Here is a 22,707-nt window from a genome sequence, read left to right as displayed (position 1 = left end):
ATGGCACCTTGGCTATTCCGCCGCTGAACCTAAACAAGACCCCCTCGTTAACATGCCGCTCAGCGTTTCCAGTGACTGTGACAAGCCGTTGGCACCCCCTAGTGCCTTCGGCTCCCCCTTCGCTTGGGCAAGTTCATCGTCACCCAAACGGTGCGCCCAAACAATGTAAAATTGGAAAGAACGGTTAACTTTTGGCGTCTCGGAATGGTTTTTGCGCAACATCCCGCCGAAGCGAGATCTACCTATAGACGATCAATCAACTGCACGTCTTAGGTCACATCGGACGTTATGTATATTCTTTATTGAGCATATATACACCTTATCGGGACCATACGCTTTTGATCTGTTCAGGTCGTAGAAACGCGCCACAACCAAGAGATGAGCGATTTTCCGCCAAGGCCTTCCGGTGACCCTTTGTTACCAAAACTGAATCAATTCAGGATTATTCAGGATTTGACTTTCAAATTGGCAACAATGGCTGATTCGCGACTAGCGATTCGCTACGCTTCCCTGCGGACCGTCGATATACAACGACCTGTTTGTGGCTAAATTAAGATATCTTAATCCTGAGCACAGGAAACTCACAGACTGATGCCTCATCTCCTCGGTTAACGCGCGCCTGCAATCGCGCGATATAAACAGGAGACTAAAATGAGCATCCGTAAATCCTCACTGCTTTTGCCACGCGCTACTGGCTTGGTTGGCGCATCCGCCCTTGGTGCAGCGCTGTTGGCCACGACAGCCCTGCCCTCACTGGCCGACGAAGCCCTGGCCGATCTGGTCGAAGGCGTGTCGCCGTCGGTGGTGACCATCATCGCGGAACAAGACATCGTACCCGTACAAGCGCCGGGACAAGGACAGAATTTTGATTTAGAAGACCACCCCTTTGGTGAGTTCTTCAAGCGCTTCGGTGCGCCTGAGGGCTTTCAGGCGCCGCAGCGCGGACCATCGCAAGGTCTGGGATCGGGTTTTGTACTGGACAAAGCCGGGTACATCATCACCAACCACCACGTTGTCGACAATGCCTCGACCGTCACCGTCCGTCTGAGCGACGACCGTAGTTTCGAGGCCGAGATCGTGGGCACCGACCCGCTGACCGATATCGCCGTTCTGAAGATCGACGCTGGCGAAGCGTTGCAGGCCGTCGAGATCGGTGACAGCGACGTTATCCGCGTGGGTGAAGATGTCGTGGCGATCGGCAATCCGTTTGGCCTGCATTCGACCGTGACCACGGGCATCGTTTCGGCCAAGGGCCGCAACATCTCGGCCGGACCTTACGCTGAATTCATTCAAACCGATGCAGCCATCAACAAAGGCAATTCGGGCGGTCCGCTGTTTAACATGGAAGGCGAAGTGATAGGCGTTAACTCGGCCATTTACTCTCCTACCGGCGGTTCGGTTGGTCTTGGCTTTGCCGTGACCTCGAACATCGTTGAACATATCGCCGCCGATCTGCGCGATGACGGCCAGGTCAGCCGCGGCTGGCTGGGTGTTTCGATCCAGAATGTCAGCCCTGAGATCGCAGCAGCGATGGGGATCGACGCCTCGTCCGGCGCACTTGTGTCAGATGTCGTCGCGGGCAGCCCGGCAGAGGGCGTGTTGGAGCAAGGTGACGTTATCCTGACCTTCAACGACGAAGCCGTCGACTCCAGCAGCGACCTGCCGATCCTTGTGGGCACAACCAAAGTCGGTACCGACAGTGTCATGACCGTTCTGCGCGATGGCAAGGAACAGCAGATTGAACTGACAATCGGTCAGCATCAAAGCGCCTCGGCTGAGATCGACAAATCCGTGGACGAAGGTATCTCGGGCACTGCATTGGGCGTGACCGTCGCACCGCTGACCGACAGCAACCGTGCTCAGATGGGCGTTGCTGAGAATGTCGACGGTGTGGTCGTCACTGATCTGAAGCCAGACAGCCCTGCTGCCAAGGCCGGCCTGCAACGCGGCGACGTGATCGTAAAGCTGGGCGGTCAGGAAACCGCCTCCCCCGACGCGCTGAAGGCCGCACTGGACAGCGAAAAGACTGATCCTGCGCTGGTGCTGATCAACCGTGGCGGAAACCAAATCTTCATGGCGGTAGAAATCGCCTGATCCGAAGTCCGCGTGCGCCATTTGATGGGGATTTCTGGCGTGCGCCTCCTCGGCGGATTGAATTGTCCGCACTCCGCCGGGACTGCCGGGTGCGCTGCAACGCACCCGGCACGTAATTTAAGCAAATCATGTGCTTTGCCGGATTTTTGTGTTTAAATCCCGCTAGAAAGGAACGCAAAATATGAGCCGTCGCCTGCTGATCGTCGAAGATGACGAGGACACTCGAGAGTTCATCGCCAAGGGCTTTGGCGAAGAAGGGTATGTGGTCGAGCAAGCCGCAGACGGGCGCGAGGGTCTGTACCACGCCACGGATGGCGGGTTTGACGCCATTGTGCTGGACCGGATGCTTCCAGGTCTTGATGGACTGTCGCTGATCCGATCTTTGCGGGCGGCCGGGGTCAAGACCCCTACCCTGATGCTGACCGCGATGAGCGCGGTTGACGAACGGGTAAAGGGCCTGCGCTCGGGTGCGGATGATTATCTGGTCAAACCGTTTTCGTTCCAGGAACTGCATGCCCGGATCGAAGCCCTGTTGCGACGCCCTCAGGAATCTGAAGAAACCGCGACGCTGACCTGCCGCGATCTTGAGATGGACTTGCTGACTCGCAAGGTCACCCGCGACGGGCAAGAGATTTCCCTGACACCGCGTGAGTTCCAGATCCTTGAATTCTTTCTGCGCCGCAAGAACCGCGTAGTATCGCGCACAATGCTGCTGGAAGGTGTCTGGGATTATCATTTCGACCCGAATACCAACGTGGTCGACGTCCATATATCAAAGCTGCGCCGCCAGCTGGATGAAGGCGACAGGCCGCCATTGATTGAAACGGTTCGAGGTGCGGGTTACATGATATCCGATGGATAACTTGCGACTTTCGTTCAATAATTCCCGTACCCGCCTCGTCCTTGCCAGCATGGTCCTCAGCACATTGCTGACGGCAATTGTGCTGGGACTGGTATACTTCACCGCCAATCGCAGTATCGAGGGTGAGACCCGTTCAGTGGTATCCGCCGAACTGACAGGCCTGGCAGATGAATACGAACGACGCGGTCTGTTCGGGCTGTTGCAAGCCATTGAACGCAGGATTCCAACCGCGTCCGAGCGGGATGCGCTGTATCTTTTGACCGACCGGTTCGGTGTGAAGCTGGCCGGGAACCTCAAGCACTGGCCTGCGGATGTCACGGCAGGCAGCGGTTGGGTCGATCTGGATCTTCGCCGCGCCGATAACGACCAGTTGGTGCCGATCTCGGCCGCCTCAGTTCGCCTGCCCGGTGGCGAACGCCTGTTGGTAGGTCGGGATGCCCTTGCACGGCAGCAATTCGACCGTGCACTGTTGCGCGCGGTTGGCTTGGCCCTAGCCATTGCACTGGCGCTAAGCCTTTTGACCGGTTGGCTTTTCACCCGGCTGGTGTTCACTCGCCTGTCGGAATTTGCGGGCACGGCAGAAAACATCGTGTCAGGTGATCTGTCCCGCCGCATGCCCTTGCGCGGAACCGGGGATGAGCTGGATCAAGTGGCCGGAACCTTGAACAGCATGTTGGACCGGATTGAGGAACTGATCAGCAATCTGCGCACAACCTCGAATTCAATCGCGCATGACTTGCGATCCCCCCTGTCCCGTCTGCGCCAAAGGGTCGAGTCGCTGTCTGACCCGTCCAAAAGTGATCTGGACCGCGAGGTCGACGTGGCCCGCGCTACGGCCGAGATCGACCACGTGCTGCGTGTTCTGGGGCAATTGACTGAAATCTCACGCGCCGAAGCCGGTGTCGGGCGTGAACAATTCGAACCCGTGGATCTGCAGCAACTGATTGGCGACGTCGTCGAGCTGTACGAACCAGTTGCCGCCGATCAGGGCATCTCGCTGGAGGTCGTCGGCACCGCCCACACTGTTCAGGGGCACCGCCCGCTTCTGTCTCAAGCGCTGTCAAATCTTCTGGAAAATGCCATGCGTTATGCCCCGGAAAAGACGGCAATCACGATCACCCTGTCAGAAAGCGGCCCCTACACCTGCCTGAGCGTGCGTGACCGGGGCCCTGGTGTCCCAGAAGAGGATTTACCACGCCTGCAGGTGCCCTTTGTGACGCTCGATCCCGCAAGGACCGAGCGCAACTCAGGCCTGGGCCTGGCGCTGGTGGCAGCGATTTCTCACATGCATCAGGGCGCATTCGAGGCGCGCAATTGCGACCCGGGTCTTGAGGCAACAATCAAACTGGCGCGTAAGCCCTAGATTGGCACACCCTTGATCGCCATCATTTTGTTTTTATAACGTTTATCTGCCGTCACATCTGTTCCGAACCAGTCGGGAGGCGTGTATTCCTGCGCCTCGGCCTCTGTGTCGAACTCCACCTCGACCAGCCGCAGCGGCGCGAGGTTTCCCAGAAAGATGTCCAGCTCAAACACCCGACCGTCTGGCATTTTTCCGGTATAGCGTTCTTTCTCAACCCGACGTCCTTCGGTTTCCGGCCAGAAGGTTTCGAATTGCTCGGCCGTGATCTCGGCCTCGCGTTCCACCCGCACCAAGGAGCCCGCTCCTTTGAGCGTCAAAAAGTACCCGTCATTCTTCTGCCGCAGACGCAGTTCCGTGGAATCGTCCGGTGCAGTCAGATAGCCTTGACGTACGACGGCCCTATCCGCGCCGCTCAGGTCGGGCAGTTCCCCCACCAGAAACTTGCGTTCAATTTCGGTGCTCATCGCTTTGAAACCACTCCGTTTTCCATCTCATTATACAGCTTTTGATATGCCAAGCTGGCGGCGCTGCGCGGGGCGAATTCACTGACTGGCGCACGGTTCTGCCCCATCCGTTCGATATCCGCCGCAAACGGGATTGAGCTGTGCAGGAACCGTTTGCGATAGAGCTTTCGCATCGCATCCATAGTCTCAAGGTGCAGGGTCTTGCGCTGTTGCACCATGGAGAAGAATGCCGTCAGCTTTTTCTTCGACAACTTGTTGGCATCAAAAAACCCGACCAACTGATCGAAAGACCGTTCAGACAGGGTCGTCGGGATGACCGGAACCACAATCTGATCGGCCGCTTTGAAGATGTTTTCCGACAGGGTCGAAAAGTTGGGCGGGCAATCCAGAATGATCACCTCATAATCGCTGCCCGCCGAGATCAGCGCTTTTTTCAGCCGCGACCGCGTGTTCCGCATCCGTGACAGGAAGACATCAAAATCCCGGAAGGTCATATTTGCTGGCAGCACGTCCAGCCCTTCGAAATCGCTGGCTCGAATGGACTTGGTAAAGCGCGCGACATCGTCAAAAAACCGCGCATCTGTCAGCTTTTTGGACGGCTTGACGCGCAGATAAAACCCGGATGCCCCTTGCGGATCCAGGTCGCACAGCAGAACCTTGTGCCCTGCTGCTGCGTAGGCATGCGCCAGATTGACCGAGGTGGCGGTTTTACCCACACCGCCCTTGTTGCTGTAACAGGCAATGATCTTCACTCCTCAGCCCTCCTTTTGATGAAACAAACTGCGGAACAGGTGCCGGATGTCCGGGCTGTCGAAATGCTTGAAATTTGCGATGACTCGGTCGCGTTCTGCCTTTTGGAGTTGATCCAGAACAGAAATCAGCCCACCCACGGACAAGGCCAACTGCGCATCAGCGCGGCCTTGCATATTGGTGTGCTGTTTCACAAAGCTCAGAAGCGCCTCTTGTTGGACCGAGAAATCATTGAATAGACCCAAATTATCCTGCAACTTTTTCAATGGCTTGATGATCGTTTTAAATGCCTTTGCGTCGAACAAAGGAGCAAAGAACTCCATAAGATAACGCAGTTTTTTGCAGTCGATCCGCAGATTATGCACAGCTTCGTCAGGCGTGTTTGGCGTAATGCCGCGCGCCAGTTTGCAGGTTTTGCGATATCGCTTCCAGATCAGGGCGCGCGCGTATTCATAGGCAGGCCGATCTGCATTTGGGCCAGGCTGCAGGTTTGTCGGATCAGCGAAAAGCTCGGTCAACTTTTTCATCTGATTGTCATAGTTCTGCGTCCGAAAGAGCCGGGACAGACGTCCAAGTGCCTGGCTGCGTTCCTTTTCGAATTGCGCAAACATGACCACGGCACCTTCATGAAGGTTCGGCGGTATCAGATTGAAGTAACTGTCTTTTTCCAACAGATAGACGTCCAAATCTCGCGCTCGTCCAGTGGATTCCATCAGGCCGGAAAACTCGCGCTTTAATGCAGCGGTTTGTTCAGGCGAGAGCACCCCCTTGAACAGGCTGATCACAGATCGCACGCGGCGCAAGGAAACGCGGTAGTCATGCAGAAATTCAGTATCAATATCATCGATCACGCCCGCCTCATTCTGGCGCGCGACCGCCAGATAGGTGCGAATGATGTCGGTGGCGACCTCGATTGATGGCTCTTGTTTACTAACGCGGATTTCGGGCTTGGCCTTGTATATGGTCGCGTCGGGAAACAACCAGTCGAACAATGGCTTAGCCTTGCTTTTACCACCCTCCAATTTCGTCAGCTTTTCACAAACAGTCTTATATGCCCGGTCATATCCGCGCATGTGTTGAACAGTAACAACAGTTACCTGCCCCTGATCCGAGGACATCAACATCATCGTGCCACGCACTTGTGTCTTTTGCAGGTCACCCAGAATGGCAAACGATCGGTGCTTGGCCCTGCCCGCCCCGACGCTCATCAACGCGCGCAACTTGGGAAAGCCCGCTAGACCCGCCTTGACGGGTCCGTCAGGCAATTCCTGCACGAACTTGCCCTTACCCTTGCACCGCTGGGTTTCGGCTGTTCCGCCGCGCAACAAAAACAATGACCCATCGGTTTGGATCAATACCTTGCTAGATGCCCTGAGGGATTGGTCATGACAATCCAGAATATCAAAATTTCCAGCAGGTTCAGCGGCCTCGAACCGCAATGCCAATTCTTTCAAAGATTTAGTAAAACCCGCCTCATCGAATGTGCCCGGGATAACAAAACAGTTTTTGACCCGAGCCATTAAGAGCGTCCCTTTCACCGAGGATCCAGTACGTGATCATGAATTCATATTCCTGCGATCCGATCAACGACTAACTCCGTTGATCAACAGCAATGACCAGAACATCTGATTTTGCTCGAACAACCGAATGACTCTGTCCGGGCATTTGGCTAAGACGGGGGTATGTCTGATCCTGTTTCATCGATCCGCAATCTCGGCCCGGCTTTTGAGCAATCCTGCGCACGCGCAGGTATTCATTCTGCGCAGGAATTGCGCGATTTGGGGCCGGATGAAGCCTATGCCCGGCTATTGCAGGCGGGCACCCGGCCGCATTTCATCGGATACTACGTATTGGTGATGGGATTGCAGGGGCGCCCCTGGAACGACTGCAAGGGCGAGGAAAAGAAGGCACTGCGCGTAAAGTTCGACGCGATAAAATCCAGCGTCAGCACCGCCCCGGAAACCCGCATGATTTCTGATCTGGATGCGATAGGCATACGGGTCGCGCCGAAAGATCTTAAACAGGTCTGAAACGAAAAAGGCCGCACCCCCAATGGGATACGGCCCAGAACTTCGTCTGATGACGGATTAGCCGACCAGTTCGATGCCCGAGAAGAAGTATGCGATTTCAACCGCAGCAGTTTCAGGCGCGTCCGAACCGTGGACCGAGTTTTCGCCAACCGATTCTGCGAACTCGGCCCGGATGGTGCCGGGTGCTGCGTCTGCGGGGTTGGTTGCGCCCATGACTTCGCGGTTCTTTGCAATGGCGCCTTCGCCTTCCAGAACCTGAACGATAACCGGCTCGGAGGACATGAATTCGCACAGTTCGTCATAGAACGGACGCTCGGCGTGTACGTCGTAGAACTTGCCAGCCTGAGCTTTGGTCATGTGAATGCGCTTTTGCGCAACGATGCGCAGGCCAGCGTCTTCGAACTTGGCGTTGATCTTGCCAGTCAGGTTGCGACGGGTTGCATCAGGTTTGATGATCGAGAATGTGCGTTCCAGTGCCATATCGGCCTCTCCTTACTATATGGCGCGAGGTACGCGCCGAAATCCATCGCGCGCCGCCTAACACGGTATGTGCCTCATGAAAAGTGGAATGATTGCGCCAGTGGGTCTTGGCCATCAGATTGTGTCCGGCAAGGGCTCTGACGCGTCGATCCGGCGAACGTAAAGCACCGCAAGCAATCCGACAAAGCTGCTGGCGAACATCATGCCCAACACCAGAAAGGGCCCATTTTCAGGGCTAACAAACGCGCCGGTCATCAAGGTCAGAATTGCACCCAACGCCACGATCAACGCACCAGATAGCCCCGCAGCGCTGCCCGCCAGATTGGGTCTCACGGACATTACCCCGGCCGAGGCGTTCGCATTCGTCAGCCCGTTACCGAAGCCCACGCAAATGGCCGAGCCGAAGAATACCCAGACCGAGCCGAGACCCGCTGTAAACAGCATCAACCCGCAGAAAGGGCCAATAGAGGCAACAACCCGACCGATCAGGATCATCGTCGTCAGCTTCGTGTGTGCTGCGATACGCCCGGTGATGAAATTGCCCACCATGAAGCCGCCGGTAATAATTCCGATCCCCAGACCCAGCATGGCAGGGCTCAGGTCGAACCAGACCGCGGCGACCAGTGGCGCACCGGTGATAAAGCTGAAGAACCCGCCGATCGAGAATGCCGCACACAGCGCGTAACCCCAGAACCGACGCGCGCGAAACAGGTGCGGGTATTCCTTTAGCTGAGCCGAGAATGTTGCGGAACGGTTCGTATTCGTCTCACCCATATCCGCCCACAACAGCACTAGCATCCCCGCCCCCAGGACCGAGTACAAAATGAATCCTGCCCGCCAGCCGAACAGCATATCCAGTGCACCGCCCAGCATCGGGCCAAGCATCGGTGCCAAAGCCATTGCCATCGCAACATAGCCCAGTTTGCTGGCGGCCTCGTTCGGGGCATAGAGATCCCGGATCGAGGCGCTGGACAGCACGGGTCCGGCCACCACCGCTGCTTGAAGCAGACGGAAACCGAGGAATATCCAGATCGACTCGGCCAATACGCAGCCAACGGAGGCCACTGTGAAAACTGCCATGCAAATCAAAAGGATCGGTCTGCGACCATATCGGTCGGACAACGGCCCCATGATCAATTGCAACACGGCGGACACCGCCAGATACCCGGCGACTGACAAGTTAATCAGTCCGTAGTCGACCTGAAACCCCTCGGCCATCCTCGCAAGCGACGGCAGGAACATGTTCAACGACAGCACCGACAACGCCGTAGCGAAGATCAAAGTGACCAAAGAAGGAGGCGTCTGAGCCGCGCGCATGATGAAAACCGTCGAGTAATGTCAACCGGATCAGCGCTAACACATTGCCTGGATATTGAACATATCAAGCTGCTGGCGGCGGCAACAAGGCTCTGCTAAGAGCGCGTCATGCTACGGATTCAAGACATAACCTACGCGGTTGAAGGCCGCCCCCTATTCGATGGGGCCAGTGCAACCATTCCCGATGGGCACAAGGTTGGCCTTGTGGGACGGAACGGCACGGGGAAGACAACCCTGTTCCGACTGATCCGGGGCGAATTGGCGCTGGAGTCAGGCAATATCAATGTCCCGAAGCGCGCCCGGATTGGCGGAGTGGCGCAAGAGGTGCCCTCCTCGGATGTGTCGCTGATCAACACGGTTCTGGCCGCCGATACTGAGCGCAGCGCGCTGATGAACGAGGCCGACACCGCGACCGATCCCACACGCATCGCCGAAATTCAGACCCGCCTTGTAGATATCGACGCGTGGTCTGCCGAGGCGCGCGCGGCCTCGATCCTTAAAGGTCTTGGGTTTGATGATGACGACCAGTTGCGCCCCTGCTCCGACTTCTCGGGCGGTTGGCGGATGCGCGTGGCGTTGGCGGCGGTGCTGTTTTCACAGCCCGATCTGCTGCTGCTGGACGAACCGACAAACTATCTGGACCTCGAAGGTGCGCTGTGGCTGGAGAGCTATTTGGCCAAATATCCGCACACCGTCATCATCATCAGCCACGACCGCGGGTTGCTGAACCGCGCGGTGGGGTCGATCCTGCATTTGGAAGACCGCAAGCTGACCTACTACGCGGTTCCTTATGACAAATTCGCCGAACGCCGCGCTGAACGACTGGCACAGGCGGAATCCGAGAACGTAAAAGCCAAGGCCCGGATCGCCCATCTGCAGAGTTTCGTGGATCGCTTCCGTTACAAGGCATCCAAAGCAGTTCAGGCCCAGTCACGCTTGAAAATGATCGAGCGCATTCAGCTGGTTTCAACCCCTCAAGAGGCCGCTCTGCGCGCATTCTCCTTCCCAGAGCCAGAAGAGCTGTCCCCGCCGATCATTCAGATTGAAGGCGGCGTGACGGGCTATGGTGACACCGAGGTGCTGCGCCGCTTGAACCTGCGTATTGACCAGGATGACCGGATCGCGCTGCTGGGCAAGAACGGTCAGGGCAAGTCGACCCTATCCAAGCTGCTGTCCGACCGACTGCCGCTCATGGCGGGCAAGATGACCCGCAGCAACAAGCTGCGGATTGGTTATTTTGCGCAGCATCAGGTGGATGAGCTTTATGTGGACGAAACGCCGCTGGACCATCTGCGCCGCCTGCGCCCGAACGAGGCGCCGGGCAAGTGGCGGTCGCGTCTGGCGGGGTTCGGGCTGAACGCGGATCAGGCTGAAACCAAGGTTGGTCGTCTATCGGGCGGCCAGAAGGCACGCCTGTCTCTGCTGATCGCCACCATCGACGCGCCGCATATGTTGATCCTGGACGAGCCGACCAACCACCTGGATATCGAAAGCCGTGAGGCGCTGGTCGAAGCGTTGACCGCCTATTCCGGTGCGGTGGTTCTGGTCAGCCACGATATGCACTTATTGTCGCTGGTCGCGGACCATCTGTGGCTGGTCTCGGACGGAACGGTCAAACCCTTCGAGGGAGATCTCGAGACCTATCGCACCATGCTGCTGGGACGCGACAAACCGGCCAAAGAGAAACCGCAAGTGATCAAGCCCAAGCGCCCTTCGCGCGAGGCAGTGCTGAACCTGCGGGCGGACCTTCGCAAATGCGAGGACCGGATCGAGAAGCTAACGGATATGCATGATAAACTGTCGGCCAAACTGGCAGATCCTGCGCTTTACGAGGACGACAGGAAAAACGATCTTGCAACGTGGAACCGGAAATTTGCCGAAGTGGTCGAAGCCATGCAAAAAGCCGAGGCTCTTTGGGTCGCCGCCGCCGAACGCCTGGAAAAGGCCGAAACAACATGACGAAACCGGTAATCGAAACGACTGCCATGATCGCAGGCATGCGCCCTGAACTTCAGGACGGGGAATTTGCCTTTGTCGTTTGGCCGCATGACAAAGCCTGGCCCGAAGGAACGCGGGCCAGTTGCATGGAGGCCGAAGGTCTGTCCCTCATCGTGCCGATCGACGCGGCACCCGCTGGCGCCATCAGTATGAAGTGCATCACCCTGCGGGTTCATTCCTCACTGGAAGGCGTTGGCTTGACTGCCGCTGTGTCCGATGCTCTTGCCCAAAGTGACATTCCGGCAAACATGGTCGCGGGGTATCACCACGACCACGTCTATGTTCCAAGCAATCTGGCGGAAAAAGCTGTGGCCGTTCTGTTAGACCTCCAACAAGGTGCCGGCAAATGATCGACCTCGCCTTTTTCATCACTGCCTTCACCACTCTGTTCGTGGTGATTGACCCCTTTGGCACCGCGCCGATTTTTGTGGCTTTAACTCAGGACATGGACGCCCGCGCCCGTCGCCGGACGGCCTATCGCACCTGTGCCGTGGCCTCTGGCATACTCATTGCCTTTGCCGCCTTTGGCGAAGCGGTGCTGGGTTTTGTCGGTATCTCGATGGAGGCCTTCAAGGTCGCCGGGGGCGCGTTGTTGTTCCTTACAGCACTGGACATGCTGTTCGAACGACGCACCAAACGCCGTGAAGACCGGGTCGAGGAAGAAGAGGAACACCACGACCCGTCCGTGTTCCCGCTGGCCATTCCGCTGGTCGCCGGTCCCGGATCAATTGCGACGATTATCCTGCTGGCCGGACAGCACCCGGGCATTCTTGGCATTGTCGAGGCCTGTATCGTCATGCTGGCCGTCATGGCTGTGGTTTTGACCTTCTTCCTGTCCGGCGGCTTGATTGCGCGTTTGCTGGGCAAAACCGGCCTGAACGTATTGACGCGGCTGTTGGGGATGCTGCTGGCGGCGTTGTCGGTTCAATTCATCCTGGACGGCCTCAAGGCCTTTGGTTTTGCGTCGTAAAACCCCATATATCTTTCAGAGAATATGGTGAGGAGCGCTATGGACGGCGACAACATTGGACGTTTGGTATATCTGGCCGTGCTTGGTACGGCCGTTGTAGCGTGGTTTGTCGCACAAAACCGCCAGTCTCTGAACAAAACGCTGCAGCAGGCTTTGGCGTGGGTCTTTATCTTTATCGGTGTCATTGCCGTTGTCGGCCTGTGGGAAGACATCCGCACCACTGTTGGCCCTGCCCCGCAAATGACTGTCACCGGCCAGACCATAGAGGTTCCGCGCGCCTCCGACGGGCACTATTATCTGCCCATTGATGTGAACGGAGAACCGATCACCTTTCTGGTGGACACCGGCGCAAGCCAGATTGTCTTAAGCTCGCGGGACGCCGAACGTGTTGGCATTGATCCCGATCAGTTGAATTATTTCGGCCGGGCAAACACGGCCAATGGCGTTGTGCGGACCGCGCCTGTGCGCCTGGACACGCTGGCATTGGGGCCAATCACGGACCAGAATATCTCGGCCTGGGTAAACGAAGGGGAATTGGACAAATCCTTGCTGGGTATGGATTACCTGCATCGGTTCTCGAATATCCAGTTCGCCAATGGCCGCCTGCTTTTGTCGCGTTAAGGCATCCGTTGCCGCAATTCCACAATTGAGAACAAAGTGAGAACATGCTAGCCTGACAGCATGTCTACACATCTTCTTGGCCGCAAACCCGCACGTGAGGTGCCGGGGATAGATCTTCATCCGCAGATCAGACTGCAACTGGCCCGCGTGCACGAGGCCTGCGGCCCCGCCCGGCGCAGCTTTGCCATGTGGCTGGCGGGGCAGATGCAGGGGCCGGTGCTGTGGATCGCGCCCGCATGGGAGCCCGGCCAGCTTAACCCCGATGGCATGATGGCCTTTGCCGATCCCGCCCGGTTCATCTTTGTGCGCCCGACCCGGTCCGAAGATCTGCTGTGGTGCGTAGAAGAGGCCCTGCGCAGCGCGGCTATGCCTCTGGTTGTCGGTGATCTGCCCGGCGCGCCAGGGCTGACCCCGGTGCGGCGCATGCATCTGGCTGCGGAACAGGGTGGTGCGATGGGGCGTGCCCCGCTGGGGATGCTGCTGACCCCCGGCGACGGCGGCGCACAGGGGGTAGAGACGCGCTGGCACATGGCCGCAAACCATCAGGCAGAGGCCCGGCGCTGGACCCTGACCCGCCGCCGTGCCCGCGCCCTGCCCCCGGTCAGCTGGCATGCCACGCAGACCAAACCGCGCGCCGGTTTGCACCTGCAACAGATCGCTACAGAAGACACACCCGTGTGATCACGCGCCCCTCACGGGGTTTGTGACTGGCCAAAGCACAGGCCGAGCCCTAGCGTTTCAGGATGAGCCACGCGATCCACGATAGCCGATACTCCTGGCTGCGACTTGCGATCACTTTGATCATCGCAACCGTGGCCAATGTGGGAATGTGGGCCGTCATCGTTGTGATGCCCGCCATCGAAACCCAATTCAACGCCGGACGCGCCGAGGCCGCGATGCCTTACACATTGGCCATGATCGGGTTCGCCCTTGGCAATTTTTGGATGGGGCAATTGGTGGATCGGCTGGGCGTGACCAAAGCCCTGATCGGGGCCGCAATCCTCAGCGCGACCAGCTATCTTCTGGCGACACTGGCGCCAAACATTGTGATGTTGTCCGTCGCACATCTTCTGTTGGGCCTCGGGGCATCCATCGGCTTTGGACCATTGATCGCCGACATCTCGCACTGGTTCATGAAACGGCGCGGGATCGCTGTGGGTCTGGTGGCAAGCGGAAACTACCTGTCTGGGGCTATCTGGCCGACATTGCTGTCCGGCATACTCGCGCGCGACGGTTGGCAGCAGGTCTACCTGACGCTGGCTGTCATAACGCTGCTTGTCGTCATTCCCCTATCCCTACTGTTGCGTCGACAGGTCCCGGCCGAGGCGCACAGCACCGCAGCGTCTGCCGCACAAATCAAGGCGCGCAGCGTCGGCATTTCCCCTCGGGCACTTCAATACATCCTCGGTCTGGCCGGTATATCGTGCTGTGTCGCGATGTCGATGCCTCAGGTGCATATCGTGTCCTATTGCGTCGGGCTGGGTTACGGACCCACAGTCGGCGCCGAGATGTTGTCCCTGATGCTGTTCGGAGGTGTGATCAGCCGAGTAATATCAGGCATGGTCGCCGATCAACTTGGCGGCGTCCTGACGGTTCTGATCGGCTCGGTCCTGCAATGCCTCGCGTTGTTTCTGTTCCTTCCCTATGACGGGATGGTCTCACTCTACCTGATCAGCCTGCTTTTTGGCCTGTCACAAGGCGGCATCGTTCCCGGTTATGCCCTTATTGTGCGCGAATATATGCCCCCGCGAGAGGCCGGCGCGCGCGTGGGGTTTGTCATGATGATGACGATCATGGGCATGGCGCTGGGGGGATGGATGTCCGGCTGGATTTACGACGTGACCGGCAATTACCAACTGGCTTTCGTAAACGGCATTCTATGGAACGGCCTGAACATCGGAATTCTGCTGTTTCTGCTCAGCCGCTCGCGCGCCCACAGACAAGAGGTTTTGGCATGAGATCATTGACGCGGCGCTTTCTGATTGCGGGTCTGGCGAGCATTCCGCTGGCACGGCCAACTCATGCTGCGTTGGTCCAATATGAATTGTCTCGAGCCGGGACGTCCGTCGGGTTTTCCTTCATGCTCTCGGGGGTTGCGCAGTCAGGCACGATGCCGATCCAATCGGCAGATATTCGGGTCGACACGGAACAGTTACAAAACAGCCGTGTCACCGTCGTGCTGAATGTAGCCGCGGCGCGCACCCGGTTGCCCTTTGCCCGCGGCCCGATGCTAAGCAAAAACGTGCTAAACGCGCAGGAATTTCCGAGCATTACGTTCAAATCTACCCGAATACAGCTTGGCCCCACTGGCCGCATTTCCGAAGGCGCAACCATCACCGGAGACCTGACGGTGCGCGGGGTCACACGCCCTGTGACCCTGCAAGCCAATCTGTACCGCGAACCCGGAACCGAGGCTGATGACCTGAACGCTTTGTCAATTCGACTGTCGGGCGCATTGAACCGCCATAACTTCGGCGCCTCTGGCTATCCCGATCTGGTCGCCGATACCGTGTCTTTGAACATCCGGGCCGAGTTGACCCGCAAGGCCTGACACCCAAAGGACAAAAAACGACGCGCAGAGGTCGAATTATCACGCGCAACGCTCGCTGATGCGGTAATGCTGGGCGCACTATGCGCACGATCATTTCTTTTGCCGCCCTGTTTCTTTCTGTCATTCTTCTGCAGCTCTCAACGGGCGGCGTTGGTCCTTTGGATGCGATCTCGGGCATCACGCTTGGGTTCACGACCGGACAAATCGGTATGTTGGGTTCGGCGCACTTTCTTGGCTTCTTCATTGGCTGCTGGTGGGCTCCGCGCCTGATGGGCAGCGTTGGTCATTCGCGAGCCTTCGCAGTCTGCACCGCCTTGGGCGCAATGGGTCTTATTGGGCATACGTTGACCGAAAACCCGTACATCTGGGCAGCCCTTCGGGTCGCGTCTGGAACCTGTGTCGCCGGGGCCTATACGGTGATCGAGGCGTGGCTGAACGCCAAAGTCACAAACGAAACGCGCGGCCGCGCCATGGGGACCTATCGCATTGCGGATATGGGCGCGTCTCTGTGCGCACAGTTGATCATCGCGGTTTTGCCGCCAGCGTCATACGTGTCCTACAACTTGCTGGCGATCCTGTGCTGCGCGTCCCTGTTGCCGTTGACGTTGACACGGGCCAGCCAGCCGAAAACACCCGACGCCCCTCGGTTGAGACCCAAACTGGCCTGGCGCAGCTCACCCTTGGCCGTTGCAGGTGTGATCGTTGCGGCGCTCAGCTCTGCGTCGTTTCGTATGGTTGGTCCGGTCTACGGTCAGGAAGTTGGGCTGGACGTGGACCAGATCGCATTCTTCCTGGCATCCTTTGTTTTGGGTGGTGCACTGGCGCAGTACCCGGTTGGCTGGCTGGCCGACAAATATGACAGGCGCTGGGTGCTGATCTGGCTGTCCGTTGCTGCGGTTGTCAGCAGCGGTGTCACAATGGCGGCCAGCGGAACAGGAACGGCAGGCGTCATGCTGGCCGCTGTTTTCTTTGGCCTGACAACCTTCCCGATCTTCTCGGTCTCTTCCGCTCATGCAAACGACTTTGCAACGGCAGAAGAACGGGTTGAGCTATCCGCGGCACTGATGTTCTGGTTCGCTTTGGGTGCGATAGCCTCACCCTATATCTCATCGACGTTGATTCAGCAGTTTGGGCCCGGAGCCCTGTTTGCATTTGTGGCGGTCGGCCATGTTTTCCTGATCATCTTTGGCCTGGCCCGAATGCGCTCACGCCCGACGCCCGAAGAGCGGACCAACTATGTCTACGCACCACGCACGTCGTTCACCATCGGTCGTCTGCTGAAACGGTCGCGTGAAAAGCAATAAAAAAGGGCCGGGAAAACCCCGGCCCCTTTCGATTAGTGCTCTGTCCGCGATCCTTCTTCGATCACGCCGCCTTCTTCGGCAGGTTCAACCGTCGATTCAAGCGCACCGTTGACGACACCCCCGACACCGTTTTCCATCGACAGGCCCAGTTCTTCGCCCAGCTTCTTGAGCGCCGGCATCTGCACCGCCATTCCCATGATCGAGTCCAGCGCCTGGTTGACGACCGGCTTGTCGCCGTTCGATGCGCCGCCGCCATTGGTGCCACCGATACCGCCAACCTGATGGATCTTGATCGAGTCGATCTTCTCAGCTGGTTTAACCATCTCCGCGATGATCGACGGCATGGTTTCGATCCGCGCCAGATCAACCTTCATGCGGATCTGATCCACTGACAGCACGTTGTCTGCTTCGACGATCGCACGCTTACCTTCGGCTTCGGCCAGCATGTCGTTCTTCTTGGCCTCGGCCCGAATGTTCAGCGCGTCCGCTTCGGCCTGCGCCTCTTCACGGCGGGCTTCGGCGCGGTCAGCAGCGGATTCTTTCTCAGCTTGCGCAGCCAGTCTGATAGCGGTCGCCTGACGCTCGGCTTCGCGGGTGGCTTCGATCAGCGCGATCTGCTTGATACGCTCGGCCTCGGCAACCTTCTGCGCGGTCGCCACGGCTTCGGTCGCTTTGGTCGCCTCGGCACGGGCCAAATCAGCGGATGCACGCGCGCGGCTTTCCTCTTCGGATTTCTGCGCGATGATGATCTGACGCTCTTGCTCGGCCACTTCCAGTTCACGCTCTTTCGAGATCTCGGCTTCGCGGATTTTACGCTCACGCTCGATGTCTGCGGCGCGAATGGCTTCTTCACGAGCGATCCGTGCCCGTTCCGTTTCGCGTACCGAGTCTTCAGTCCGGGCTGCAACCTCGGCCTCTTGCGCCACACGTAGCGTTTCGATCTGCTGCGTCTGCTCGATGCGCGCCTGCTCTTCGTCCTTTTCGATCAACAGCTTCTGACGCTGAGCTTCCATCGCTGCACGGCGCACCTCGACCTCGGCATCCGCATCAATCTGCGCACGCTCTTTCTTTGAGGTCGCAATGACCTCGGCCAGCTTGCGCATACCCACAGCGTTAAAGGCGTTGTTTTCGTCAAGCGCCTCAAACGGCGTCTGGTCCAATGCGGTCAGCGAAACAGATTCCAGGGAAAGACCGTTCTTTAGAAGGTCTTCGGACACCGCATTCTGCACTTCTTGCACAAAGTCAGCGCGGTTTTCGTGCAGACCGTCCATAGTCATCTGGGCCGCAACAGCGCGCAGACCGTCGATCAATTTGCCTTCGATCATTTCCCGCAGCTGTTCGACGTCGAACGTCCGATCGCCAAGGGTTTGCGCAGCACGAGCGATACCTTCTTCAGTCGCCATGACCGAGACGTAGAACTCGACGCCCACGTCCACGCGCATCCGGTCCTTGGTGATCAGAGCGGCCTCTCCGCTGCGCTGAACCTCAAGGCGCAGGGTTTTCATGTTGACGGGGCTGACTTCGTGCAGCAACGGCACGACGATGACGCCACCATCCATGATGACTTTCTTACCGCCAGCACCGGTTTTCACCAAGCTGATCTCTCGGGTCGCGCGGCGGTAAAGACGACCAAGCACAAGGCCGATAAACAAAACTACTGCCAGAATGGTCACAACTGTGACGGCTAGGAATGTAAGTTCCATGCAAAATCCTCCGTGATGGGGTTAGAAATTTTGGTTATTCAGACATGCCGACCAGAACGAACCGGTCGCGCCGTCGGTCGCGCAGCACAAGCACATCGGTGCCCTGCTCAAGCGTGTCTTTGTCCTGCAACGGCTCGGCGCGCAGGTAGTGGGTATTGCCAAACCGATCCATGACGCGCACCTCGGCGGGGCGTCCGCGCGAAGCGGTGCCTTGGGTGATCACGCCACGGCGACGGGCAAGCAGGCGTTCCGACATCGCCTCGGTCTCGGTCTTGGGCAGCAGACGAGCAAAGATGCCGCCAAAGCCACGTGCAAACCACAGCCCAAAGGCACCAGCGGGAATCGCTGCCATCCAAGGCGGAAGGTCAAAGCCCAGCAGGTCGCGCAGCGTCAGTTGCAGGCCCATACCGGACAAGCCGAAGCCTGCCAGCAGAACCACCAGCCAGATCATGAACGGCACTTTGCCGATCCCCAGCCACGCCAAAGGTCCCGCAGAGACCGCGCCTGGCGCGTCTGCCTCGATCTCGGCCAATTCGAAATCGCCCAGATCCATGTCGGCATCAATATCCAGACCGAAATCACCGACATCCAGATCGGGGGCATCGACAACATCCAGATCGACATCGCCCTCGCCCGCCATAAGGCTTCCACCCAGGACCAATGCGATCAGTTCCAGCACAAGCAAGCCGAACAGAAGCGCAAGCGCCAAAGTGAAGGGCGCAAATGCACCCTCAAGCAGAAAGTCGAACATCAGTTGTTTGCCCTCGTTATTGTATACTGTGGTATACATGATAGATGGGAAGTCATTGCGGAAATTCAAGAGTTTGTGATTCTAATTTACAACTCTGAGGTATTGCATGCGGTGAAGGCGGCGCAATCCTAGGCGGTAAGCCAGGCCGATTTTCCCGGCCACCCGTGCCTAAAATGACGTCCGAACCAAAGCCGGGGTTTTGCTGGCCGGTTACATAATGTAGACGGGCGCGCAGACAGTTACGCGGAAACGGAACATGGCTCGGATTCTCATCACCTCAGCGATCCCTTACATCAACGGGATCAAGCACCTCGGTAACCTGATCGGCTCGCAATTGCCGGCTGATCTGTACGCACGCTACCTGCGTGGCCGGGGGAACGAGGTTATGTTCCTTTGCGCCACCGACGAACACGGCACACCTGCCGAGCTGGCCGCAGCGAAAGCGGGCAAGCCGGTGGCTGAATACTGCGCAGATATGTACGAGGTCCAGGCGGACATCGCCAAGCGTTTTGGTATGAGTTTCGATCATTTTGGCCGTTCGTCCAGTGAGCAGAACAAGACGCTGACCCAGCATTTTGCCGGGAAGCTGGACGATGCAGGGCTGATCCGCGAAGTCAGCGAAAAACAGGTCTATTCCAACGCCGATGGCCGCTTTCTTCCTGACCGCTACATTGAAGGTACCTGCCCCAATTGCGGTTATGAACGTGCGCGGGGCGACCAGTGTGAAAACTGCACCAAACAGCTGGACCCGACCGATTTGATCGAGCCGCGCTCGGCCATTTCCGGATCGACCGATCTGGAGGTGCGCGAGACCAAGCACCTGTACCTGCGGCAATCGGCGATGAAGGACCAATTGGACGCGTGGATCGACAGCAAGAACGATTGGCCAATCCTGACCACCTCGATCGCCAAAAAATGGCTTCATGACGGCGACGGCCTTCAGGATCGCGGCATCACCCGCGATCTGGACTGGGGTGTACCGGTCAAGAAGGGCGATCAGGACTGGCCCGGCATGGAAGGCAAAGTCTTCTACGTCTGGTTCGACGCGCCGATCGAATACATCGCCTGCGCAAAGGAATGGGCGGATGCCAACGGCAGGACCGACGCCGACTGGGAGCGCTGGTGGCGCACCGACAAAGGTGCGGACGATGTCCGTTATGTCCAGTTCATGGGCAAGGACAACGTGCCCTTCCACACCCTTTCCTTCCCGGCAACGATTTTGGGCACCAACACCTACAACGAAGAATCTGGGTCATCCGAACGTTGGAAGCTTGTCGACTACATCAAGTCGTTCAACTACCTGAACTACGATGGTGGTCAGTTCTCGACCAGCCAGGGCCGTGGTGTGTTCATGGATCAGGCGCTGGAAATCCTGCCTGCCGATTATTGGCGCTGGTGGTTGCTGAGCCATGCGCCCGAAAGCAGCGACAGCGAATTCACATGGGAGAACTTCCAGCAGTCGGTGAACAAGGACCTGGCAGATGTTCTGGGTAACTTTGTCAGCCGCATTACAAAGTTTTGCCGATCCAAGTTTGGTGAGGCAGTTCCTGAAGGCGGCGCTTATGGCGACCGCGAGCAAGCGCTGATTGATGAGCTGACCAAACGCGTCCGAGCCTATGAAGCGCATATGGAGGCGATGGATGTCCGCAAATCCGCGCAGGAACTGCGTGCGATCTGGGTTGCGGGCAACGAATACCTGCAAGCCGCTGCCCCTTGGTCGACATTCAAGGAAGACCCTGAACAGGCCGCCGCTCAGGTGCGTCTGGGCCTGAATCTGATCCGCCTCTACGCCGTTCTTAGCGCACCGTTCATCCCTGAAGCCTCGGCCAAGATGCTAAGCGCAATGAACTCTTTGGACACCAGTTGGCCCGACGATGTTGCGGCCGCGCTGGACGCCCTGCCCCCCGGTCACGCGTTCACGGTGCCGGACGTTCTGTTCGCCAAGATCACGGACGAACAACGCGAAGACTGGCAATCCAGGTTCGCGGGGCAGCGCGACTGAGATTTTGGATCACAACACCATAGTTACGGAGGCCATTTGGCCTCCGTTTTCTTTTCGAAATGCGACAAAAACCGGGTTTGGCCGTCAAAACTCCATAGGATCTTGGCGTAAGTCCGCCTGAAACCGAAATAATTTCCGGGCACATCACCCGGCCGACGCATTCAAGAAGCTTGAGATAAAGTTCCAAAACGGCCATCCTGCCAAGAAATCAGCACGACTCGTCGAGGCAACAGAGCTGCCTCGACGCAATATCCATAGGTCTAACGAGGCGCCCGCCATGTCCCTTGCATTAAAGAATTCCTTTTTCCGACACAGAGGTCCGGTCTTGGCCATCGCGGCACTGACCAGTTTGGGCGTCTCGTTCACGGCGCTGGCGCAGGATCAAAGCGACGCGCCGCCGCCGAAAGTGTCTATTGCAGCGGCCTATACCGAAGAAATTACCGATGAGGCCGTGTTCATCGGGCGTGCCGAGGCCATTAACAAGGTGGATATTGTCGCCCGCGTGAACGGCTTTCTTGAAACTCAGGACGTGGAAGACGGTGCGCTTATCAAAAAAGACGACCTGTTGTTCACCATCGAACCCGATCTTTATGAGGCGACCCTGGAGGCCCGTAAAGCCGATCTGGACCGGGCGGAGGCCAATCTGGAGCTTGCCAAGGTCGATCTGGCCCGAAAGGAAGAGCTGTACAAACGCGATGCCACCCCGGAGTCCGAGCGTGACATCGCCCGCGCCAATGAACTGGTCGCCGAGGCCGAGGTCAAGGCCGCTCACGCTGCCATCCAACAAGCAGAGTTGGACCTGAGCTATACCGAGATCCACGCGCCTTTTGACGGGCGGATCGGACGTGTGGAAACAAGCGTAGGCGACGTTGTGGGGCCGACAAATCCTCCGCTCGTCAATCTGGTAAGTGAAGCCCCTATCTATGTAAATTTCTCGCTGAACGAAAAGCAGTTCACTTCGGTTCTCGAACAGGTTGGAGAGAGTGCGGCCTCGCTGGCTGAAAGCAACAAAAGCCCGAATGTGCACCTCACCTTGCCCAACGGAACCAAGCTGGACGAAACAGGCGAGATCGTTTTTGTAGACAACCGCATCGACCCTCTGACCGGCGCAATTACAATGCGTGCCGAGTTCCCCAACGCGGACAGGTTCATCATCGACGGACAATTTCTGAGCGTTCAGATCGAAGCACTGGAGCCCACCCTTCAGGTGCTGGTCCCTCAGGCTGCCTTACAGCGCGACCAGCGTGGTGAGTTTGTGTTGGTGGTGAATGACAAACAAATGGTCGAACAGCGCTACATCACAACCGGCGACGTGGTTGGGACGGCGATTATTGTGACGGATGGTCTGCGCGAAGGTGAAAGCGTGATCGTTGAGGGCCTGCAGCGGGTTCGCCCGGGCGTTTCGGTGGATGCCGTCGTCGCCTCTGAACAGCCGGGAGAATAACGG

The 22,707-nt window shown here is 57.9% G+C and carries 21 protein-coding genes; 14 read left to right on the top strand and 7 right to left on the bottom strand.

What is annotated here, in order from left to right:
- Nucleotides 1-651 precede the first annotated feature (651 nt).
- From AC2FLA_RS02060 to AC2FLA_RS02050, 3 genes are all read left to right on the top strand, one after another.
- Nucleotides 652-2,094: a Do family serine endopeptidase gene (locus tag AC2FLA_RS02060; protein WP_496720097.1), complete on the top strand. Its 1,443-nt coding sequence runs from the start codon at nucleotides 652-654 to the stop codon at nucleotides 2,092-2,094.
- A 181-nt stretch (nucleotides 2,095-2,275) separates the two neighbouring features.
- Nucleotides 2,276-2,956, top strand: a complete 681-nt coding sequence (locus AC2FLA_RS02055) for a response regulator transcription factor (protein ID WP_058273791.1) — start codon at nucleotides 2,276-2,278, stop codon at nucleotides 2,954-2,956.
- Nucleotides 2,949-4,319 (top strand): sensor histidine kinase, encoded by a 1,371-nt coding sequence (locus tag AC2FLA_RS02050; RefSeq protein WP_108858814.1) that lies wholly within the window; start codon nucleotides 2,949-2,951, stop codon nucleotides 4,317-4,319. Before AC2FLA_RS02055 ends, AC2FLA_RS02050 begins: the two co-directional genes overlap by 8 nt.
- Here the strand turns inward: AC2FLA_RS02050 and AC2FLA_RS02045 are convergent.
- From AC2FLA_RS02045 to AC2FLA_RS02035, 3 genes are read right to left on the bottom strand one after another with little or no spacing between them, the layout of a single operon-like run.
- A complete protein-coding gene (locus AC2FLA_RS02045) occupies nucleotides 4,316-4,783 on the bottom strand; it encodes a CYTH domain-containing protein (RefSeq protein ID WP_472723619.1) in 468 nt (155 codons plus the stop codon). The two genes, AC2FLA_RS02050 and AC2FLA_RS02045, sit on opposite strands and share 4 nt — an antisense overlap.
- On the bottom strand, nucleotides 4,780-5,535 hold the full coding sequence (locus AC2FLA_RS02040; protein ID WP_496720094.1) for a ParA family protein: 756 nt from the start codon (nucleotides 5,533-5,535) through the stop codon (nucleotides 4,780-4,782). The genes AC2FLA_RS02045 and AC2FLA_RS02040 overlap by 4 nt, the downstream gene beginning before the upstream one ends.
- A 3-nt stretch (nucleotides 5,536-5,538) precedes the next feature.
- Complete coding sequence (locus AC2FLA_RS02035; RefSeq protein WP_496720092.1) at nucleotides 5,539-7,053, bottom strand: CHAD domain-containing protein; 1,515 nt, start codon at nucleotides 7,051-7,053, stop codon at nucleotides 5,539-5,541.
- 162 nt (nucleotides 7,054-7,215) lie between these two features.
- Here AC2FLA_RS02035 and AC2FLA_RS02030 point away from each other — a divergent pair, with 162 nt between their 5' ends.
- Nucleotides 7,216-7,563: a TfoX/Sxy family protein gene (locus AC2FLA_RS02030; protein ID WP_496720090.1), complete on the top strand. Its 348-nt coding sequence runs from the start codon at nucleotides 7,216-7,218 to the stop codon at nucleotides 7,561-7,563.
- Nucleotides 7,564-7,620: 57 nt separating this feature from the next.
- Here AC2FLA_RS02030 and ndk read toward each other — a convergent pair whose 3' ends face one another.
- Entirely contained in the window at nucleotides 7,621-8,043 is a 423-nt protein-coding gene (gene ndk / locus AC2FLA_RS02025; protein WP_058273797.1) for a nucleoside-diphosphate kinase, read from the bottom strand.
- Nucleotides 8,044-8,157: 114 nt separating this feature from the next.
- Entirely contained in the window at nucleotides 8,158-9,360 is a 1,203-nt protein-coding gene (locus tag AC2FLA_RS02020) for a multidrug effflux MFS transporter (RefSeq protein WP_496720088.1), read from the bottom strand.
- A 108-nt stretch (nucleotides 9,361-9,468) separates the two neighbouring features.
- Between AC2FLA_RS02020 and AC2FLA_RS02015 the strand changes: the two genes are divergently transcribed.
- From AC2FLA_RS02015 to AC2FLA_RS01980, 8 genes are all read left to right on the top strand, one after another.
- A complete protein-coding gene (locus tag AC2FLA_RS02015) occupies nucleotides 9,469-11,319 on the top strand; it encodes an ABC-F family ATP-binding cassette domain-containing protein (protein WP_496720086.1) in 1,851 nt (616 codons plus the stop codon).
- Nucleotides 11,316-11,708, top strand: a complete 393-nt coding sequence (locus tag AC2FLA_RS02010; RefSeq protein WP_496720084.1) for an ACT domain-containing protein — start codon at nucleotides 11,316-11,318, stop codon at nucleotides 11,706-11,708. Before AC2FLA_RS02015 ends, AC2FLA_RS02010 begins: the two co-directional genes overlap by 4 nt.
- Nucleotides 11,705-12,328, top strand: a complete 624-nt coding sequence (locus AC2FLA_RS02005) for a MarC family protein (protein WP_058273801.1) — start codon at nucleotides 11,705-11,707, stop codon at nucleotides 12,326-12,328. Before AC2FLA_RS02010 ends, AC2FLA_RS02005 begins: the two co-directional genes overlap by 4 nt.
- Nucleotides 12,329-12,367: 39 nt before the next feature.
- Nucleotides 12,368-12,949: a retropepsin-like aspartic protease family protein gene (locus AC2FLA_RS02000; RefSeq protein WP_058273802.1), complete on the top strand. Its 582-nt coding sequence runs from the start codon at nucleotides 12,368-12,370 to the stop codon at nucleotides 12,947-12,949.
- Nucleotides 12,950-13,009: 60 nt separating this feature from the next.
- Nucleotides 13,010-13,630, top strand: coding sequence for an ImuA family protein (locus AC2FLA_RS01995; RefSeq protein ID WP_496720082.1), 621 nt, complete (start codon nucleotides 13,010-13,012; stop codon nucleotides 13,628-13,630).
- A gap of 62 nt (nucleotides 13,631-13,692) precedes the next feature.
- Nucleotides 13,693-14,907, top strand: a complete 1,215-nt coding sequence (locus AC2FLA_RS01990; RefSeq protein ID WP_496720081.1) for an MFS transporter — start codon at nucleotides 13,693-13,695, stop codon at nucleotides 14,905-14,907.
- Nucleotides 14,904-15,500 (top strand): YceI family protein, encoded by a 597-nt coding sequence (locus tag AC2FLA_RS01985; RefSeq protein WP_496720079.1) that lies wholly within the window; start codon nucleotides 14,904-14,906, stop codon nucleotides 15,498-15,500. Before AC2FLA_RS01990 ends, AC2FLA_RS01985 begins: the two co-directional genes overlap by 4 nt.
- A gap of 80 nt (nucleotides 15,501-15,580) precedes the next feature.
- On the top strand, nucleotides 15,581-16,804 hold the full coding sequence (locus tag AC2FLA_RS01980; protein ID WP_496720077.1) for an MFS transporter: 1,224 nt from the start codon (nucleotides 15,581-15,583) through the stop codon (nucleotides 16,802-16,804).
- Nucleotides 16,805-16,836: 32 nt separating this feature from the next.
- Here AC2FLA_RS01980 and AC2FLA_RS01975 read toward each other — a convergent pair whose 3' ends face one another.
- The gene (locus tag AC2FLA_RS01975; RefSeq protein WP_496720075.1) at nucleotides 16,837-18,507 is read right to left on the bottom strand and encodes a flotillin family protein; all 1,671 of its coding nucleotides are present in this window, start codon (nucleotides 18,505-18,507) and stop codon (nucleotides 16,837-16,839) included.
- Between the two features lie 34 nt (nucleotides 18,508-18,541).
- Nucleotides 18,542-19,297 carry an OB-fold-containig protein gene (locus AC2FLA_RS01970; RefSeq protein WP_496720073.1) on the bottom strand — a complete coding sequence of 252 codons (756 nt, stop codon included), beginning with the start codon at nucleotides 19,295-19,297 and terminating at the stop codon, nucleotides 18,542-18,544.
- A gap of 217 nt (nucleotides 19,298-19,514) precedes the next feature.
- Between AC2FLA_RS01970 and metG the strand changes: the two genes are divergently transcribed.
- Both metG and AC2FLA_RS01960 read left to right on the top strand, forming a co-directional pair.
- Nucleotides 19,515-21,260 carry a methionine--tRNA ligase gene (gene metG / locus AC2FLA_RS01965; protein ID WP_496720071.1) on the top strand — a complete coding sequence of 582 codons (1,746 nt, stop codon included), beginning with the start codon at nucleotides 19,515-19,517 and terminating at the stop codon, nucleotides 21,258-21,260.
- 277 nt (nucleotides 21,261-21,537) lie between these two features.
- On the top strand, nucleotides 21,538-22,704 hold the full coding sequence (locus tag AC2FLA_RS01960; protein WP_496720070.1) for an efflux RND transporter periplasmic adaptor subunit: 1,167 nt from the start codon (nucleotides 21,538-21,540) through the stop codon (nucleotides 22,702-22,704).
- The last annotated feature ends 3 nt before the right edge of the window (nucleotides 22,705-22,707 follow it).

The organism is Ruegeria sp. CDSA033 (assembly GCF_059612305.1).
The sequence above is the reverse complement of the archived record's forward strand: the minus strand, read 5'-3'. Positions and strand labels throughout refer to the sequence as shown.

Excerpts from the sequence above, each read along its gene's own strand:
- AC2FLA_RS02015 (WP_496720086.1), top strand. The coding sequence starts at position 9,469 with ATGCTACGGATTCAAGACATAACCTACGCGGTTGAAGGCCGCCCCCTA.
- AC2FLA_RS02010 (WP_496720084.1), top strand. The coding sequence starts at position 11,316 with ATGACGAAACCGGTAATCGAAACGACTGCCATGATCGCAGGCATGCGC.
- AC2FLA_RS02060 (WP_496720097.1), top strand. The coding sequence starts at position 652 with ATGAGCATCCGTAAATCCTCACTGCTTTTGCCACGCGCTACTGGCTTG.
- AC2FLA_RS01990 (WP_496720081.1), top strand. The coding sequence starts at position 13,693 with ATGAGCCACGCGATCCACGATAGCCGATACTCCTGGCTGCGACTTGCG.
- AC2FLA_RS02050 (WP_108858814.1), top strand. The coding sequence starts at position 2,949 with ATGGATAACTTGCGACTTTCGTTCAATAATTCCCGTACCCGCCTCGTC.
- AC2FLA_RS01970 (WP_496720073.1), bottom strand. The coding sequence starts at position 19,297 with ATGTATACCACAGTATACAATAACGAGGGCAAACAACTGATGTTCGAC.
- AC2FLA_RS02000 (WP_058273802.1), top strand. The coding sequence starts at position 12,368 with ATGGACGGCGACAACATTGGACGTTTGGTATATCTGGCCGTGCTTGGT.
- ndk (WP_058273797.1), bottom strand. The coding sequence starts at position 8,043 with ATGGCACTGGAACGCACATTCTCGATCATCAAACCTGATGCAACCCGT.
- AC2FLA_RS02005 (WP_058273801.1), top strand. The coding sequence starts at position 11,705 with ATGATCGACCTCGCCTTTTTCATCACTGCCTTCACCACTCTGTTCGTG.
- metG (WP_496720071.1), top strand. The coding sequence starts at position 19,515 with ATGGCTCGGATTCTCATCACCTCAGCGATCCCTTACATCAACGGGATC.
- AC2FLA_RS01975 (WP_496720075.1), bottom strand. The coding sequence starts at position 18,507 with ATGGAACTTACATTCCTAGCCGTCACAGTTGTGACCATTCTGGCAGTA.
- AC2FLA_RS02030 (WP_496720090.1), top strand. The coding sequence starts at position 7,216 with ATGTCTGATCCTGTTTCATCGATCCGCAATCTCGGCCCGGCTTTTGAG.
- AC2FLA_RS02055 (WP_058273791.1), top strand. The coding sequence starts at position 2,276 with ATGAGCCGTCGCCTGCTGATCGTCGAAGATGACGAGGACACTCGAGAG.
- AC2FLA_RS01995 (WP_496720082.1), top strand. The coding sequence starts at position 13,010 with ATGTCTACACATCTTCTTGGCCGCAAACCCGCACGTGAGGTGCCGGGG.
- AC2FLA_RS01985 (WP_496720079.1), top strand. The coding sequence starts at position 14,904 with ATGAGATCATTGACGCGGCGCTTTCTGATTGCGGGTCTGGCGAGCATT.
- AC2FLA_RS01980 (WP_496720077.1), top strand. The coding sequence starts at position 15,581 with ATGCGCACGATCATTTCTTTTGCCGCCCTGTTTCTTTCTGTCATTCTT.
- AC2FLA_RS02020 (WP_496720088.1), bottom strand. The coding sequence starts at position 9,360 with ATGCGCGCGGCTCAGACGCCTCCTTCTTTGGTCACTTTGATCTTCGCT.
- AC2FLA_RS02045 (WP_472723619.1), bottom strand. The coding sequence starts at position 4,783 with ATGAGCACCGAAATTGAACGCAAGTTTCTGGTGGGGGAACTGCCCGAC.
- AC2FLA_RS01960 (WP_496720070.1), top strand. The coding sequence starts at position 21,538 with ATGTCCCTTGCATTAAAGAATTCCTTTTTCCGACACAGAGGTCCGGTC.
- AC2FLA_RS02035 (WP_496720092.1), bottom strand. The coding sequence starts at position 7,053 with ATGGCTCGGGTCAAAAACTGTTTTGTTATCCCGGGCACATTCGATGAG.